Source organism: Pseudonocardia sp. NPDC049154 (assembly GCF_040648315.1).
Taxonomy (GTDB): domain Bacteria; phylum Actinomycetota; class Actinomycetes; order Mycobacteriales; family Pseudonocardiaceae; genus Pseudonocardia.
This window is the reverse complement of sequence record NZ_JBEZDN010000034.1, coordinates 47425-63213: the sequence shown is the minus strand read 5'-3', so window position 1 is coordinate 63213 and position 15789 is coordinate 47425. Positions and strand designations below refer to the sequence as shown.

Here is a 15789-nt window from a genome sequence, read left to right as displayed (position 1 = left end):
CGCGGCGGCCCGCAGCGGCAGGACGTGCCCCGGGCGGATCAGGTCGCCGGCCGCGGTGCCCGGATCCGCCAGCGCGGCGACCGTCCGCGCCCGGGCGGACGCGGAGATGCCCGTCCCGGTGCCCACCAGGTCCACCGCGGTCAGCGGACCGTGATCGGTGCCGCTCGTGCCGGCGCGCTGGGGCACGAGGCGCAGTCGAGTGCACGTCGCCGCGTCCAACGCCGCACCCACGAGCCCGCTGCCGTGCCGGACCACGAACGCGAGCACCTCCGTCGTGGCGCGCTCCGCGGCGAAGACGAGAGCCGAGGTCTCCCCGGTCTCGTCCCCCAGCACGACGGGCCGGCCCGCCGCGATCCGCAGGACCGCCCGCCGCACCTCGGCGAGGTCGGCGGCGAGGCTGCCGGTCACCGCACCGCGGGCTGGGCCGCGTGGCTGACCTCGAAGTCCGCGAGGTCCGGACGCTCCAGCATCGACCAGTAGCGCAACACGGGCCACGGCGCGTTCGTGACGACCCGGCCGGTGCCGTTGCGGTAGTAGTTGTCCACGCCGTCGATCCCGTAGACCATCCGCGCGTTGGCCGCATCGAGCTCGGCGTTGTAGGCCTCGAACGGCTCAGGACGGCACTCCAGCGACCCGATCCCGTCCGAGACCATGCGGGTCAGCGCCTCGGTGACGTACTTGGCCTGCGCCTCGGCGATCGTGATCCAGCTGCCGCCGGGTGGGTTGGTGTTGGGGCCGTAGAGGAAGAACAGGTTCGGGTAGCCCGGGGCGGTGATGCCCAGGTGGGCGCGGCCGTCGTCGTCCGCCCACTCACGGCGCAGCTCGCGTCCCGCCCGACCGGTGATCTCCATCGGGGCCAGGAAGCGCTGCTGGTGGAAGCCGGTGCAGAGGATCACGACGTCGACCGTCCGCACCTCGCCGGAGTCCGTCACGATCCCGTCCGCGGTATAGCCGGCGAGCCCCTCGGTGATCAGCTCCACGTGCTCCTTGCGGAGGGTGGCGAACCAGCCGTTGTCCAGCAGCAGCCGCTTGCCCAGCACGGGATAGCTCGGCAACGACCGTTCGAGCAGGTCGTCGCGGCCGTCGAGCTGCATCTGCAGGTAGCCGGTGAAGAGCTTGCGGAAGGCGTCGGACAGGCCGTTGACCGAGTTCCTGCCGCGGTCCCAGTCCGGGTCGACGACCTGGGCCGGGTACAGGCGCTCGGTGTAGAGCCAGTACAGCCGGAAGCGGTACCAGTTGCGATAGAAGGGCACGTGGTCGAACAGCCAGTGCTGGTCGGTCTTCACCGGCCTGAAGTAGTACTCGTTCGGCGCGATCCACTGCGGCGCCTTCTGCAGCACGGTCAGCGCGGCGGCCTCGTCGCCGATCGCGCTGACCACCTGCATCGCGCTCGCCCCGGCTCCGACGACGGCGACCCGCTTCCCCTTCAGGTCGGCGGCCTCCGGCCACTGGGCCGAGTGGAAGATCTCGCCGGTGAACTCGGCCCGGCCCGGCAGGTCGGGAATGCGGGGACGGTCGTGCAGGCCCACGGCGGTGACGACGGCGGAGGCGGTCAGGGTCTCTCCGTCACGGGTCGTGACCCGCCACCGCTCGGCCGCCTCGTCCCAGTCCGCCGACTCGACCTCTACGCCGAACCGGATCGACCGGCGGACGTCGAAGGTGTCCGCCAGCTCGCGGAAGTAGTCGGAGATCTCGTCGCGGCGGGAGAAGTGCTCGGACCAGTTGTGCGGGGCGAAGGAGACCGAGTAGAGGTTCGACGGGATGTCCACCCGCGCCCCCGGGTAGCGGTTCTGCCACCACGTGCCGCCGACCTCGGAGTTCTTCTCGAGCACGGTGAACGGGATCCCGGCGCGACGCAGCTGGATCGCGGCGAGCAGCCCGGACACCCCGGCCCCGACCACGATCACCGAGAAGTCCCGCTGCGCCGCCGCGTCCGCGACGTCCGGCGGCATGTAGGGGGCCAAGCCGGTCACCTCGGCAACCATCGGCCCGTACTCCGCGGGTACCCGCTCGCCCATGGTCGTGCTCATCAGCGCCGCGAGCAGGTCGCCGCCCGGGGTCGGCACCGCCGCGGGGGTGCCGCGGTGCCAGGCCAGCACGGCCTCCACCACCGCGGCCCGGACGGTCTCCTGGCGCTCGGGGTCGAGCCCGGCGTCGTTGAGCTCCTCGAAGCCCTTGGTGCGTATCGGGCGGAACTCCTCGGAGAGCCAACGGGGGTCCCCGGTGAGCTGGTGCAGCACGGAGAGCAGGGCGGGGAGGTTGCCCGCCGAGTCGACCGCGGCCCGCAGCCGCGTGGCGTCCAGGGTGGGATCGGGTGTCACGTGCACGGTGTGCTCCCAGGATCAGACGGTCATGGCCCGGACGGACTCGAGGTCGCGCAGCCGGGTCGCGTGGTCGGGGGCGAGGAAGGACAGGTTGAGCAGCGTGACCCCGGCCTCCCCGAAGGCGGCGATCCGCTCCCGGACCGCACCCGCCGGCCCGACCAGAGCCGTGGAGTCCACCAGCTCCTGGGGCACTGCGGCGGCGGCCTCCTTCACCTTCCCGTCCAGGAACAGGTCTTGGACGGTCCGGGCCGCATCGGGGTAGCCGTAACGGACGGCGAGGTCGTTGTAGAAGTTGTGCCCGCGCGATCCCATCCCGCCGATGTACAGGGCGAGCTGCGCGCGGACGGCGCCCTCGAGGTGGCCGACGTCGTCGCCCACGGCGACCGGGACCCGCACGGCGATGTCCAGGGGCCCGAGCTCGTCGGCACGCTTGGCCCGGCCCTCGGCGAGCGCCTCGCCCCAGACGTGTGCCGCGCGGCCGGGGTGGAAGAAGATCGGCTCCCACCCCTCGGCGATCTCGGCCGCGAGCGCGGCGTTGCGCGGGCCCGTGCCCGCGATGGTCACCGGGATCCGGTCGCGCACCGGCTTGTTGATCAGCTTGAGCGGCTTACCCTCCCCGCTGCCGACGCCGGCGGGCAGTGGGACCTGGTACCGGCGGCCCTGGTGCACGAGCCGCTCGCGCCGCCACACTGCACGGCAGACCTCCACCGTCTCGCGAGTGCGGCCCAACGGGGCGTCGTAGACGACCCCGTGGAAACCCTCGACGACCTGGGGCCCGGAGGCGCCGATCCCCAATCGGAACCGGCCCGCCGACGCGTAGTCCAGGCCCGCCGCGGTCATGGCCAGCATCGTCGGAGTGCGGGAGAACAGGGGCAGGATCCCGGTCGCCAGCTCGATCCGCTCCGTCCGAGCCGCGAGGTAGCCGAGCTGGCTGACCGCGTCGAAGGTGTAGGCCTCGCCGACGGTCACCGAGTCCAGGCCGGCCGCCTCGTAGTCCGCCACCTCCGCGGCCAGTTCGGCCATCGGCCGCCCATAGTCCAGCATCAGTCCGATCCGCATGGTCCCTACAATCCGAGGCCGCGTCCAACGACCTCTTTCATGATCTCGGTGGTCCCGCCATAGATGCGGGTGATCCGGGCGTCCGCCCAGGCGCGGGCGATGGGGTACTCCCGCATGTAGCCGTAGCCGCCGTGCAGCTGCAGGCAGCGGTCGATCACCCGGCCCTGCAGCTCGGTGCACCACCACTTGACCTGGGCAGCCTCCTCGGCGGAGAGCTCCCCGGCGCAGTGCGCCTGCACGCAGCGCTCGACGTGGCTGCCCGCGACGGCGACCTCGGTGGCGATCTCGGCCAGCACGAACCGGGTGTTCTGGAAGGAGCCGATCGGCTGCCCGAAGGCTTTGCGCCCCTTGACGTACTCGAGGGTCTGCGCCAGTGCGGTCCGGGCGGCGCCCAGGGCGAGCACGGCGATCGACAGTCGCTCCTGGGGCAGGTTCGCCACCAGGGCCCGGAAGGCCCCGCCCTCCTCCCCCAGAAGGTTCTCCCGCGGCACCCGGACACCGTCGAAGGCCAGCTCGGCAGTGTCCTGGGCGTGCTGGCCGAGCTTGTCCAGGTTCCGACCCCGGGTGAGACCGGCCATGCCGCGCCCGAGCACCAGCAGGCTCAGGCCTCCGTGGCGGGACTCCCGGTCGGTGCGCACCACGGTGATGACCACGTCCGCGTTGATCCCGTTGGAGATGAAGGTCTTCGCCCCGTCCACGACGTAGGAGTCCCCCTCCCGGCGCGCGGTCGTGGCGATCCCTGCGAGGTCGGAGCCGGTGCCGGGCTCGGTCATAGCGATCGCCGCGATCGACTCGCCGGAGGCGAGTGCGGGCAGCCAGCGCTTCTTCTGTTCCGGGGTGCCGAGCGCGGTCAGGTAGGGCAGACAGATGTCGGTGTGGGTAGCCAGGCCCAGCCCGGCCCCACTGATGCCCAGCGCGCCGATCTCCTCGGCGACGACGGCGCTGAAGCGGAAGTCCGGCGCCCCGCCGCCGCCGTACTCCTCCGGCACCTCCATCGCGATCACCCCGGCCTCACCGGCTGCGGTGAAGAGCTCGCGGGGCACGATGCCTGCCTGCTCCCACGCGTTCGCGTTCGGGGCGATCTCCGCGGAGACGAAGGCGCGGAAGGCGGCACGGAAGTCCTCGTGCTCCACCTCGAACAGGTTGCTGCGGATCACATAGTGAACAGTAGTTACGGCACCGGAGCGCGTCAATGCAGCCGTATCTCCACCTCAGACCCTGGTTAGTTAAGGACGCTTCTGTTAGCGTCGCCACAGCTCGGGGATGAGGCGGCCCGGGGTGGTCCGCCCGGTGAGCGATCGACATGGAGGTCAGATGGCCAGAACCGATGCCCTCGCCCGCGCCGAGCGCGTCTACCTCGACGGGTTCCCGTCGAAGGAGGACGCCGGCCTGGACGAGCTGCGAGCCCAGTACGACGCCATGCTGCTGCAGTTCCCCCTGCCCGCGGACGCCGTCGTGACCGAGGTCGAGCTCGGCGGCGTCCCAGGCCTGACGGTGGCGGCACCCGGCGCGGCGGCGGACGTCTTCCTCGTGTGGTTCCACGGCGGCGGATACGTCCTCGGCAGCCCGCGCGGCTTCAGCGAGCTCGGCTACGCGCTCTCGCGGGCCACCGGTGCCACGGTGCTGCTGCCGGACTACCGGCTGGCGCCGGAGCACAAGGTGCCCGCCGCCGTCGAGGACGGGGTCGCCGTCCTCGAGGCGGCGGCGAGCGCGTACGGCACCCTGTTCGTCGGCGGCGACTCGGCGGGCGGAGGGCTTGCGCTCTCCGCGCTGGCGGTGCTGCGGGACAAGGGTTCCGCGCTGCCGAGGGCCGCGGCCGTGGTCTCCCCGCTCGCCGACTTCGCGGTGTCCGGGGACAGCATCGACAGCAACGCCGGGACGGACGTGGCGGTGTCGCGGGGCTCGATCGGCACCCTCGCGGCCGCGTACCTGCAGGGCCACGACCCGACGGATCCGCTCGCGTCCCCGCTGTACGCCAAGCTCGGCGGGCTGCCGCCGGTGCTGCTGCTCGCCTCGACCACCGAGGTGCTCGTGGACGACGCTCGGCGCGTCGCCGCGGGCATCACCGAGGCCGGCGGCTCCGCGGAGCTGTCGCTCTACGAGGACATGTGCCACGTGTGGCCCTTGTTCTCCTCCTTCCTGCCCGAGGGGCGCGCGGCGGTCGAGGAGATCGCCGCCTTCCTGCGCGCCCGCCAGTAGCGAGACGAGAGGTCTGCTTCGACCATGAAGGTCACCTACCAGATGTTCTTCGCGAACGTCACCGACCTGCCGGACGACGAGTTCTACCGGCAGGAGCTGCGGTTGGCGGAGCTCGCGGAGCCGCTCGGGTTCGACGGGATCTGGTGCGTCGAGCACCACTTCGACGGCGAGTACTCGATGTGCCCGGACAACCTGATGGTCCTGGCCCACCTCGCAGCGCGGACGGAGCGCATCACGCTCACCACGGGCGGGGTCATCCTGCCCTGGAACGACCCGCTGCGCGTGGCCGAGAAGATCACCCTGCTGGACACGATCTCCGGCGGCCGGGCCCAGCTCGGCGTCGGGCGGGGACTCTCCAAGATCGAGTACGACACCTTCGGCATCGAGATGGGCGAGGCCCGGGACCGGTTCGACCAGTCCTTCGCCATCGTGCTGGACGCTCTGCGGGCGGGCACCGTCCGCGCGAACGGCCCGCTCTACCACCAGCCCGAGGCGGACCTGCGGCCTCGGCCGCGAGCCGGCCTGGCGGAAACCGCCGTCAGCATCGCGATGTCGGACGACTCCCGGGCCGCGGCCGCGGACGTCGGAGTGGCCATCGCCTCCTTCGCGCAGTTCCCCACCGAGGAGCACGCGCGGGTCATCGGCGAGTACCGGAAGCGCTTCGAGGACAAGCACGGCCGCCCGGCCCCGCCGCCGGTCATGACCGACCACATCTATTGTGCCGCGGACGAGGAGGAGGCCACGCGTCTCTCCCGCGAGCACATCATCCGGCACTTCATGCTGACGATGCGGCACTACTCGTTCGACAAGGCCGGGCACTTCGACTCGATCAAGGGCTACACCTCCTACGCCGCGATGGCGGACGCGATGCAGCAGGCAGGCAAGCAGGCCGCCGCGGACGGCTACGTCGCCGCGCAGATCACCGGCACGCCGGAGCAGATCGTGGCTCGGATCAAGGAGCGGATCGAGGCCTTCGGGGACTACGACCAGAACTTCGGCTTCTCCTACGGCGGGCTGCCGCACCACAAGATCGAGTCCAGCATGCGGCTCTTCGCGTCGGAGGTCCTGCCCGAGCTCGACCGGCTGGGGATCCGCGCCACCGTCGCGGTCTGACCCACCCGCTCCCCCGCACGCGCCCCGCGCCGGTGCTCCTGGCGCGGGGCGCGGCGCGCGTCAGACTCTTCCGTTCGGGTTCGCTCACCGTGGAGGCCTCATGGACCCGCTCTCCGCCACCGACGCCGCCGTCTTCGCGAAGGCGCGGCGCCATCTGGTGCCTTTCTGCATGCTCGTCCTGTTCTTGTCCATCTGGGACCGGACGAACGTCAGCCTCGCCGCGCTGCAGATGAACGCCGACATCGGCCTCAGCACGGCGGCGTTCGGGCTAGGAGCCGGCATCTTCTTCCTCGCCTACGCCGCGCTCGAGGTGCCCAGCAACCTGGTCATGACCAAGGTCGGGCCGCGCCTGTGGATGTTCCGCATCATGGTCACCTGGGGCCTGGTCACCCTCGCCACCGCGGCCGTCCAGGGGCCCGCGAGCTTCTACACCGTGCGGGTCCTGCTCGGGGTCGCCGAGGCGGGCCTGATGCCCTGCATGCTCGTCTACCTGGCGAGCTGGTTCCCACCGCACCTGCGGGCCCGGGTGATCTCGCAGTTCTCGATCGGTGCCCTGCTCGCCCTGCTGCTCGGCAACCCGCTCTCGGGCTGGATCCTGAGCTGGACCGGCGGCCTGCCGGGCTGGCGCTGGCTCTTCCTGATCAGCGGCGCGGCGACCGTGCTGGTCGCGTTCCTGCTGCTGCGGGTCCTGCCCGCCACCCCCGGCGGGGCCCGCTGGTTGACCGCGGACGAGCGCGCCGTCGTCGAGCGGCACGGGGCGGCGCCCGAGCCGCATGACCGGTCGATCCGGGCACAGCTGTCTTCCTTCCGCAGGCTCGTGGAGCGACCGGGTCTCCTCGTCCTGACCGTGGTGCTGTTCCTGCTGCTGACCACCGGCTACGCGCTGACCTTCTTCCTGCCAACCCTGCTCAAGGGCTTCGCCGGCCTCAGCACCATGACGATCAGCCTGCTGGTGTCGATCCCGCCGCTGGGGGCGGTCCTGGCCTGTCTCGCCGCGGGGCCGCTGGCCGAGCGCACCCGCAAGCCCTTCGCGATCCTGTTCGTGATGTGCCTGATCGGCGTCGCCGGTCTGGCGCTGATCGCCCCCGGCGAGGACAACCTGCTGCTGCTGGTCCTCGGCGCCGCCGCGATCGCCATCCCGACCACCGCCTACACCGGGGTGTTCTGGGCCGTGGTGACCCCGCGGCTCGGCCGCGCCCAGACCGCCGCGGGCACCATCGCCCTGATCAACGCCATCGGCATCACCGGCGGCTTCGTCGGCCCCTTCGCCTTCGGCTGGGTCCTCCAGGCCAACGACGGGCGGCTCACCGACACCCCGCCCGTCGTCGCCGCGATCCTCGGCGCCTGCGCGATCGCGATCGCGGCGGTCGGGTGGGCCTGGCGGCGCTCGGATCGAACCGCGCCCCGGGAGGAGCACGCCGTCCTCCGCTGACCTCGGGCCCGCCCGCATCCGCGGCGGGTTCTAGCGGTCGCTGCAACACCTTGATCATGAGGAGTTGCAGCGACCGTGGCCGTTGTGGGGCTGGGTGTGAGTCGGGCCGAGTCGGCTCGGCGGCGTGAGGAGTTCCTGGCCCGGTTCGACCTGGTGGGCTCAGCCACGGTCGTCGCTCGGGAGATGGGCATCAACCGTCACACCGCCGCGGGCTGAGTCCGCCGGGCCGGGAAGCAATCGTGCGGCCGCCCCGGGACGGGGACCTCATCCGGGTCGAGACGAGTACGAGCGGATGCGCGGGCGGGGCGCTTCTCGTGCTGCGGCGGCCCGCACGGTCGGGGTGAACGTGCGGACCGCCAGAGACTGGGACTACGGCGTCCGGAAGGCGGGCAACAGCCGGACCTACCCCGATCGGCGCCGCGTGGACTACACCAGCGGGATGATCACGATAGGGTTGCCGCTGGCTCGGGTGGAGAAGGTGCTCCACGAGCGGTTCGTGTCGGTGACCGAGCGCGAGACCATGGCCGACCTGCGCCGGGCCGGGGTCTCGATCCGCAAGATCGCCGATGCGCCGGGCCGTGCACCCTCGACGGTCAGCCGCGAGCTTGCCCGCAACAGCGACGAGCGCGGCGAGTACCGACCTCACGCCGCGCATCGGGCCGCAGCTACGCGCAGGGCTCGCCCATGACCGCCAAGCTCGCGGCCGACTCGCAGCTTTACCTGCAGGCCCGCGGTGGGCTGCGCCGCGAGCTCGCCGCGGCGTTGCGCACCGGCCGCGCCCGCCGCCGCCCCCGCCGCGAGCCGCAAGCCCGCACGTCCCGGTTCGCCTCAGCTGTGCAGCAGGGCGTTCGCGAGCATGTGCAGCTCGCCGCGGAAGGTGGGCCGGGCGCGCAGGCCGGGGGTCTGGGCGAGGTCGATGACGATCCCGATGGCGGACTGCGCGAGCCCCCGGGCCTCGGCCGTACCGAGCTCGGGCCGGACGGCGCAGAGCGCGACGACCCACTCCTCGACGAACTCCCGCTCGCTCTTGCGGATCACCTGCTGGCCCTCGGGCGGCAGGTAGAGCAGGTCCGCGGCCAGGATCCCCAGCAGCCTGCGGTGGGGTCCCAGGGCGAGCTCGACGAACGTGTCGACCAGGACGTCCAGGCACTCCGTCGGGGTGGGGGCGTAGGCCAGGCGGTGGGTGACGACGTAGGCCACGCCCTCGGCACCGCGCGCGAGCACGGCGTGCAGCAGCTCGACCTTGCCGCTGAAGTGCTGGTACAGCGTGGCGATCGCGACGTCCGCGGCGGCCGCGATGTCCTCGATGGACACGGCGTAGTAGCCGCGCGCGTCGAACAGGTCGACCGCGGCGTGCAGGATCCGCTCCCGACGCCCCGCCGGGATGCGATCGAGCGGCACCGCGGGCGCGGGCCGGGGCTCGGGGACGGCCGCCAGGTCGCACTCGAGCAGGGCCGCGGACATCCGGGTGAGCAGCTCGGGCGTGCGCCCGCGGTCCAGCTCGTGGCGGTAGTCGCGGGTGTTCGAGTAGACGCTGAGCACCGCCCAGCCGAGCAGCGCCGCCTCCTGGCCCGCGAGGTCCGGTCGGGTGGCGGACAGGATCTGCAGGGTCAGGTCCAGCACGTCGCGCAGGCGCTGCCGGAACTCGGTCTGCTCCACCCCGGTGAGGTGGCGCCGCTCCCGCTTCCAGAGCAGTGCCTCCTCTCGCTCCATCACCACGGCCGACAGCTCGGCGTGGAAGGCCGCGAGCCGCTGGTCGGGGGGCAGTTCGAGGGCGCGGCGGGCCGTGCCCTCCACCGCGGAGAGCTGGCTCATCAGCGCCTGCGCGAGCACGTCGTGCTTGTTGCGGAAGTGCCGGTAGAGCGCCGGGCCGGTGATGCCGACGGCCGTGGCGATGTCGTCCATGCTGACGTTGTGGTACCCGAACTCCTGGAAGAGCCGGGCTGCCGCCGTGAGCAGCTGGGTGCGCCGCAGGTTGCGCCGCTCCTGTGAGCGGACCGGTTGTGCCACGGTTCCCCCTCCCGACACCCACCGAGGGCATCACCATACGATCAGCCGACCGACGTCAGCCCGCCGCCGCAGTACAGGACCTGCCCGGTCACGTAGTCCGCCTCGGGCGCGCACAGCATCCAGACCGCGCCCGCGGCCTCGTCGACGGTCCCGGCCCGGCCCAGCGGCGCGGCGGCTGCGCCGCGGCGCAGCACCTCCTGCGCCTCCGGTCCGCCCTCCCGGGTCATCCGGGTGTCGATGATCCCGAAGGCCACGGCGTTCACCGTGACCCGGTAGCGACCCCACTCCTTCGCGAGCGTGCGGGTCAGCCCGAGCAGCCCGGACTTCGCCGACGCGTAGTTCGCCTGGCTCGGGCTGCCCGCGGTGCCCACGATGGAGGACACGTTCACCACCCGACGCGACCGCGGGAGCCCAGCCGCGGCCTCGGCCTTCGCCTCGGCGGAGAAGACGGGCTGGGCCGCGCGCAAGATGCGGAACGCGGCGGTGAGGTGCACGTCGAGCACCTCGGACCACTGCTCGTCCGTCATCCGGACGAGGTAGGCGTTCCGCACGATGCCGGCGTTGTTCACCACCACGTCCAGCCCGCCGAAGGTGTCGACGGCGGTCTGGACGAAACGCTCGCCGAAGTCCGGCTCGGTGACCGACCCGACGCAGGCAGTGGCGGCCCCGCCGGCCGCCTCGATCGCGGCCACGGTGTCCTTGGCAGCCGCCTCGTCGAGGTCGTTGACCACCACCGCGGCGCCCTCCGCGGCCAGCTTCTCCGCCACGGCCCGCCCGATCCCCCGCCCCGAGCCGGAGACCACGGCGACCCGCCCGGCGAGGCTCACGGCAGTTCCACAATGGCCGTGCCGGTCAGCGTGACCGCGCCGTCCGGCAGGGCGACCGCCAGGTCGACGGTGGCGGTCCGGCCGTCGACGGCGGTGACGGTGCCGGTACACGTCGGCTCGGCCAGCACCGGGGTGATCGCGGTGAACCGCACCGACCAGGACCGCAGACGGGACTGCGGCACCCAGGAGGTGAGCAGCCTGCCGAGGTAAGCCATGGAGAGCATGCCGTGGGCGAAGACGTCCTCGAGGCCGGCGGCGTGCGCGGCGTCGATGTCGATGTGGATGGCGTTGCGGTCCCCGGATGCACCCGCGAACAGCGCGAGGGTGGTCCTGCTGATCGGTGGCAGGACCAGCGGGGGCAGCTCGGTGCCCATCTCGACTGTGGCGCTCGCGGTCACGACGGTCCCCCGTTCCGGATCACGGCAGTGTTGTCCAGCTCGGCGACCAGCTCGCCCGCCCGGGTCACCCGGGTGCGCCGGACCAGGAAGTCGAGCTTGCCGCCCGCCTTGGAGTACGCCTCGGCGAAGGTCGAGGCGAAGGTCAGCGTGTCCCCGGCGTGCACCGGCGCGTGGTAGGTGAAGGCCTGCTCGCCGTGCAGCACCGCACCGAGGTCCACCCCGCGGGCGGCCAGGAACCCGAGGGTGTCCGCGGTCTCGAGGTCCAGCCCGAACAGGAAGGTCGGCGGTGCGGGCAGGTCCGGGTGTCCTGCCGCGCGGGCCGCCTCGACGTCGGTGTACGTCGGGTCGGTCTCGCCGATCGCCCGGCCGAACGCGACCAGCCGTCCCCGCTCTACCTCCACGGTGACCGGGCCCTGTTCCTGCCCGACGATCGCGGCGATGGTCCGGCTCGCCTCGGCCATCAGCCGACCTTCTCGTAGAGCGAGACCACGCAGGCGCCGCCGAGCCCGAGGTTGTGCTGCAGCGCCAGCCGGGCCCCCTCGACCTGTCGGTCACCCGCCTGCCCGCGCAGCTGCCACACCAGCTCCGCGCACTGCGCCAGCCCGGTGGCGCCCAGCGGGTGTCCCTTGGACAGCAGCCCACCGGAGGGGTTGGTGACGACCTTGCCGCCGTAGGTGTTGTCCCCGTCGACGATGAACTTCTCCGCCGTGCCCTCCGGGGTCAGACCGAGGCCCTCGTAGGTGATCAGCTCATTGGCCGTGAAGCAGTCGTGCAGCTCGACCACCGGAATGTCCTCCGGGCCCACACCGGCGGACTCGTAGACCTCCACGGCTGCCTTGGCGGTCATGTCGTAGCCCACGACCTTGCGCATGTCGCTGCCGTCGAAAGCCCCGGGCAGGTCGGTGACCAGCGACTGCGCCCGCAGCCGCACGCTCGCGTCCAGCCCATGTGCGCGGGCGAACTCCTCGCTGCACACCACCGCCGCCGCCGCACCACACGTGGGCGGGCAGCACTGCAGCCGGGTCAGCGGTCCCCAGATCTGCGGAGACCCCATGACCTCCTCGAGGGTGACCGGGGTCCGGAACACCGCGAACGGGTTGTTGGCGGCGTGCTTACGGGCCTTGACCGAGATCAAGCCCAGCGTCTCGGGCTTGGTGCCGAACCGCTCCATGTGCGCCACGCCCGCGCCGCCGAACAGCATCGCGGCCATCGGGGCCTGCGGGTCGGCGCCGGACTGGGTGAGCGCGACCTCCTCGAACCTTTCGGTGGAGCTGGGCCGGTCGTCCCACTGCGCGACGAGCGCGCCGGGCCGCATCTGCTCGAACCCGACCGCGAGCACGCATTCGGCGATCCCCGCCTCCACCGCCTGGCGCGCCAGCCACAGCGCCGACGAGCCGGTGGAGCAGTTGTTGTTGACGTTCACCATCGGGATCCCGGAGAGCCCCAGGTAGTAGAGCGCCGCCTGGCCCGAGGTCGAGTCCCCGTAGACGTACCCGACATAAGCCTGGCCGACCTGGTCGTAGTCGACCCCCGCGTCCGCCAAGGCCGCCCGGGCGGCGTCCGCGCCCATCTCGTCGTAGTTCGCGCTCTTCCCCGGCTTGGCGAACGGGATCATCCCGACCCCGGCGATGCAGACCGTGCGCTCCATCGAGCCCACCCCATCTCCATGTTGAAGCAGAATGCTGACTAACACTACATGAGAAGAACCAGTTCGGAACGCCACTTGACCCTCCATGTGACTGCAACTAGCTTTCACTCATCGGTCCATCGACGCGCCTGGAGGTTCCGCCGGATGAGCAAGCTGGACAACAAGGTCGCCCTGGTCTCGGGGTCGGGCCGCGGCATCGGTCGCGCGGTGGCGGAGAAGCTCGCCTCCGAGGGCGCCCGGATCGTGGTCAACGATCTGGACGAGGGCCCGGCCAAGGAGACCGTCGCCGCCATCGAGGCCGCGGGCGGCCAGGCCGTCGCCTGCGCGGGCTCCGTCACCGAGCCGGACTTCGGCGACCGCTTCGTCCAGACCGCCGTGGACACGTTCGGCGGCGTGGACATCGTCGTGAACAACGCCGGCTACACCTGGGACACCGTCATCCAGAAGATGTCCGACGAGCAGTGGTCGGCGATCCTCGACGTGCACCTCACCGCCCCCTTCCGCATCCTGCGCGCCGCCCAGCCGGTGATCAGCGCCGCGGTGAAGAAGGCCAAGGCCGAGGGCACCGCGATCCCCACCCGCAAGGTCGTCAACATCTCCTCCATCGCCGGGCTGGACGGCAACGCCGGGCAGGTCAACTACGCGGCCGCGAAGTCCGGCATCGTGGGGCTGACGAAGACGCTGGCCAAGGAGTGGGGCCGCTACAACGTCACCGTCAACGCGGTCGCGTTCGGCGTGATCTCCACCCGGCTCACCGTGGCCGCGGACGGCGGCTCCACGATCGACGTCGGCGGCAACGAGATCACGGTGGGCATCAACCCGCAGGTCCTCGCCGCGGCCGAGCAGATGATCCCGCTCGGCCGGGCGGGCTCGCCGGAGGAGGCGGCCGGGGCCGTTTACCTGCTCTGCACCCCGGAGTCCAGCTACATCACGGGCCAGACGCTGGTCTGCAGCGGCGGGCTGTAACGTCGTGACCGCCGAGCCAGTCCTGTACGAGGTCGATGCCGGCGTCGCCGTGGTCACGCTGCACCGACCGGAGCGGCGCAACGCGATGACGGTCCCGTTCATGCACGGCATCGAGGACGCCCTCGACCGGGCCGACGCCGACCCGGCGGTCCGCGCCGTCGTGGTCACCGGGGCGGGGCCCGCGTTCTCGGTCGGTGCCGAGCTGAACGGGCCGGACACCCTGCGCCTGGCGATGGAGGCCGACACCCGCGGCCACACCCCCGAGGGCTACCGCGAGCCCGCGGGCCGGATCACCGAGCGCATCACCGCGATGCGGATCCCGGTGATCGGCGCGGTGAACGGCGACGCGGTGGGCGGCGGCGCCACGATCCTCGCGGCCATGGACTACCGGGTCGCCGCCGAGACGGCCCGCTTCGGATTCGTGTTCACCCGCCGCGGCGTGGTCGCCGAGGGCGCCTCCACCTGGTTCCTGCCCCGGCTGGTTGGACTGGGCCGGGCCACCGACTGGCTCGTCTCCGGCCGCGTGTTCACGGCCGCGGAGGCCCTGGAAGCGGGGTTCGTCGCCCGGCTCGTGCCCGTCGAGGAGGTGCTCTCGACCGCGCTGGAGTACGCCCGCCAGTTCACCGGCACGACCTCGCCGTCGTCCGTCGCGCACGTGCGCAGGCTGCTCGCGGAGTCCTGGGGTGCCGTCGAACCCGCCGTCTCGGCCCGCGCCGAGTCCCGAATCTACGCCAGCCTGCTGGACTCGCCCGACGCGAAGGAGGGTGTGGTGTCCTTCCTGGAGCGGCGCCCACCCGCGTTCACGACCACCGGCACCGAGGAGGCCCGATGAGCGCCCCGTTCACCGCGTGCAAGTACGGCGCGGACGCCGAACGCACCCACGACCACCAGGGGATCGCGAACTACAACGAGAGCGTCTACGTCAACTTCCTGGACCCGGTGACCCAGGTCGGCGGGCTGCTCCGGGTCGGGAACCGGCCCGGGCTCGGGTACCGCGAGGCGTCGGTGCAGCTCACGCTGCCCGGCGGGGCGATCGCCTTCCGCGCCGGGCGCGAGCAGAGCACCTCGAACGCAGACTTCGCCAGCCAGGGCCTGGAGTTCGCGGTCAAGGACCCGACCCGCACCCTGGAGATCCGCTACGAGCGCAGCGTCGCCCGGATCGCCATCCCGTCCCAGCTGGCCTCCGGCGCCCGCAAGGTGCTCAAGAACAGCCCGGCCGAGGACTGCTCGATCGCGCTGACGTGGGAGGCCACCTCCCCACTCTTCGACACCGCCGAGGACGGCGACTGCACACCGGGCAGCTCCGTCATCGCCGCTGACCACTACGAGCAGTTCGGCACGGTGACCGGCGAGATCACGGTGGGCCCGCGTACCTGGCGGCTGACCGGCGCCAGGTCCATGCGGGACCACTCGTGGGGCCCGCGGGAGTGGTCGTCGTTCACCGGTGAGTGGCTGTGCGCCTACCTGGCCGATGGGACGTCGATCACGGCCTACAGCGAGATCGAGGACTCCGGCGCCCGTTCCGTGGGCGGTATGGTCCACTTCGCGGGGAACCTGCACCCGATCACCGAGTACAAGGTCTTCACCGACTATGCGGGCGAGGCCACCTATTCGGGGCGCTACCGCGCCGTCGTCCAGGCGGAGGGGCTGCCGCTGATTCCGCTCGACGGGACCATTCGGCACCTGACGCCCGTCACCCAGGCCACCGAGGACCGCGGCGTGCGGATGGCGCAGATGACCGTCGACTTCGTGGGACCGGAGGGCGGCTGGGCCGTCGCCGAGTTCCTCCGCCCGATCCGCGTCTGAGAGGGAG

At 72.0% G+C, this 15789-nt stretch carries 16 protein-coding genes; 7 read left to right on the top strand and 9 right to left on the bottom strand.

Annotated features, from left to right (window positions below; all coding sequences use genetic code 11):
* The 4 genes from AB0B41_RS18490 to AB0B41_RS18475 all read right to left on the bottom strand — a co-directional run.
* A partial coding sequence (locus AB0B41_RS18490; protein ID WP_358204644.1) for a 3,4-dihydroxy-2-butanone-4-phosphate synthase occupies positions 1–408 on the bottom strand: 408 nt, incomplete at its 3' end.
* Positions 405–2321 (bottom strand): NAD(P)/FAD-dependent oxidoreductase, encoded by a 1917-nt coding sequence (locus tag AB0B41_RS18485; protein ID WP_358204641.1) that lies wholly within the window; start codon positions 2319–2321, stop codon positions 405–407. The genes AB0B41_RS18485 and AB0B41_RS18490, both read right to left, overlap by 4 nt.
* A gap of 21 nt (positions 2322–2342) precedes the next feature.
* Entirely contained in the window at positions 2343–3383 is a 1041-nt protein-coding gene (locus AB0B41_RS18480) for an LLM class F420-dependent oxidoreductase (protein ID WP_358204639.1), read from the bottom strand.
* A 5-nt stretch (positions 3384–3388) separates the two neighbouring features.
* Positions 3389–4537: an acyl-CoA dehydrogenase family protein gene (locus AB0B41_RS18475; RefSeq protein WP_358204646.1), complete on the bottom strand. Its 1149-nt coding sequence runs from the start codon at positions 4535–4537 to the stop codon at positions 3389–3391.
* Positions 4538–4697: 160 nt separating this feature from the next.
* Between AB0B41_RS18475 and AB0B41_RS18470 the strand changes: the two genes are divergently transcribed.
* From AB0B41_RS18470 to AB0B41_RS18455, 4 genes are all read left to right on the top strand, one after another.
* Entirely contained in the window at positions 4698–5582 is an 885-nt protein-coding gene (locus AB0B41_RS18470) for an alpha/beta hydrolase fold domain-containing protein (RefSeq protein ID WP_358204636.1), read from the top strand.
* A gap of 24 nt (positions 5583–5606) precedes the next feature.
* A complete protein-coding gene (locus AB0B41_RS18465; RefSeq protein ID WP_358204634.1) occupies positions 5607–6695 on the top strand; it encodes an LLM class flavin-dependent oxidoreductase in 1089 nt (362 codons plus the stop codon).
* A gap of 100 nt (positions 6696–6795) precedes the next feature.
* The gene (locus AB0B41_RS18460; protein ID WP_358204632.1) at positions 6796–8127 is read left to right on the top strand and encodes an MFS transporter; all 1332 of its coding nucleotides are present in this window, start codon (positions 6796–6798) and stop codon (positions 8125–8127) included.
* A gap of 421 nt (positions 8128–8548) precedes the next feature.
* Positions 8549–8815, top strand: a complete 267-nt coding sequence (locus AB0B41_RS18455) for a helix-turn-helix domain-containing protein (protein WP_358204629.1) — start codon at positions 8549–8551, stop codon at positions 8813–8815.
* Positions 8816–8955: 140 nt separating this feature from the next.
* Here AB0B41_RS18455 and AB0B41_RS18450 read toward each other — a convergent pair whose 3' ends face one another.
* From AB0B41_RS18450 to AB0B41_RS18430, 5 genes are read right to left on the bottom strand one after another with little or no spacing between them, the layout of a single operon-like run.
* Positions 8956–10137 carry a helix-turn-helix domain-containing protein gene (locus AB0B41_RS18450; protein WP_358204627.1) on the bottom strand — a complete coding sequence of 394 codons (1182 nt, stop codon included), beginning with the start codon at positions 10135–10137 and terminating at the stop codon, positions 8956–8958.
* Positions 10138–10178: 41 nt separating this feature from the next.
* Entirely contained in the window at positions 10179–10964 is a 786-nt protein-coding gene (locus AB0B41_RS18445) for an SDR family oxidoreductase (protein WP_358204625.1), read from the bottom strand.
* On the bottom strand, positions 10961–11362 hold the full coding sequence (locus tag AB0B41_RS18440) for a MaoC/PaaZ C-terminal domain-containing protein (protein ID WP_358204623.1): 402 nt from the start codon (positions 11360–11362) through the stop codon (positions 10961–10963). Before AB0B41_RS18440 ends, AB0B41_RS18445 begins: the two co-directional genes overlap by 4 nt.
* Complete coding sequence (locus AB0B41_RS18435) at positions 11359–11823, bottom strand: MaoC family dehydratase N-terminal domain-containing protein (RefSeq protein ID WP_358204620.1); 465 nt, start codon at positions 11821–11823, stop codon at positions 11359–11361. The genes AB0B41_RS18440 and AB0B41_RS18435 overlap by 4 nt, the downstream gene beginning before the upstream one ends.
* On the bottom strand, positions 11823–13010 hold the full coding sequence (locus AB0B41_RS18430) for a lipid-transfer protein (protein WP_358204618.1): 1188 nt from the start codon (positions 13008–13010) through the stop codon (positions 11823–11825). The genes AB0B41_RS18435 and AB0B41_RS18430 overlap by 1 nt, the downstream gene beginning before the upstream one ends.
* Positions 13011–13154: 144 nt before the next feature.
* Here AB0B41_RS18430 and AB0B41_RS18425 point away from each other — a divergent pair, with 144 nt between their 5' ends.
* From AB0B41_RS18425 to AB0B41_RS18415, 3 genes are read left to right on the top strand one after another with little or no spacing between them, the layout of a single operon-like run.
* The gene (locus AB0B41_RS18425) at positions 13155–13976 is read left to right on the top strand and encodes an SDR family oxidoreductase (protein ID WP_358204615.1); all 822 of its coding nucleotides are present in this window, start codon (positions 13155–13157) and stop codon (positions 13974–13976) included.
* Positions 13977–13980: 4 nt separating this feature from the next.
* A complete protein-coding gene (locus AB0B41_RS18420; protein WP_358204613.1) occupies positions 13981–14808 on the top strand; it encodes an enoyl-CoA hydratase-related protein in 828 nt (275 codons plus the stop codon).
* Positions 14805–15782: a hypothetical protein gene (locus AB0B41_RS18415; RefSeq protein WP_358204611.1), complete on the top strand. Its 978-nt coding sequence runs from the start codon at positions 14805–14807 to the stop codon at positions 15780–15782. The genes AB0B41_RS18420 and AB0B41_RS18415 overlap by 4 nt, the downstream gene beginning before the upstream one ends.
* Positions 15783–15789: the final 7 nt, after the last annotated feature.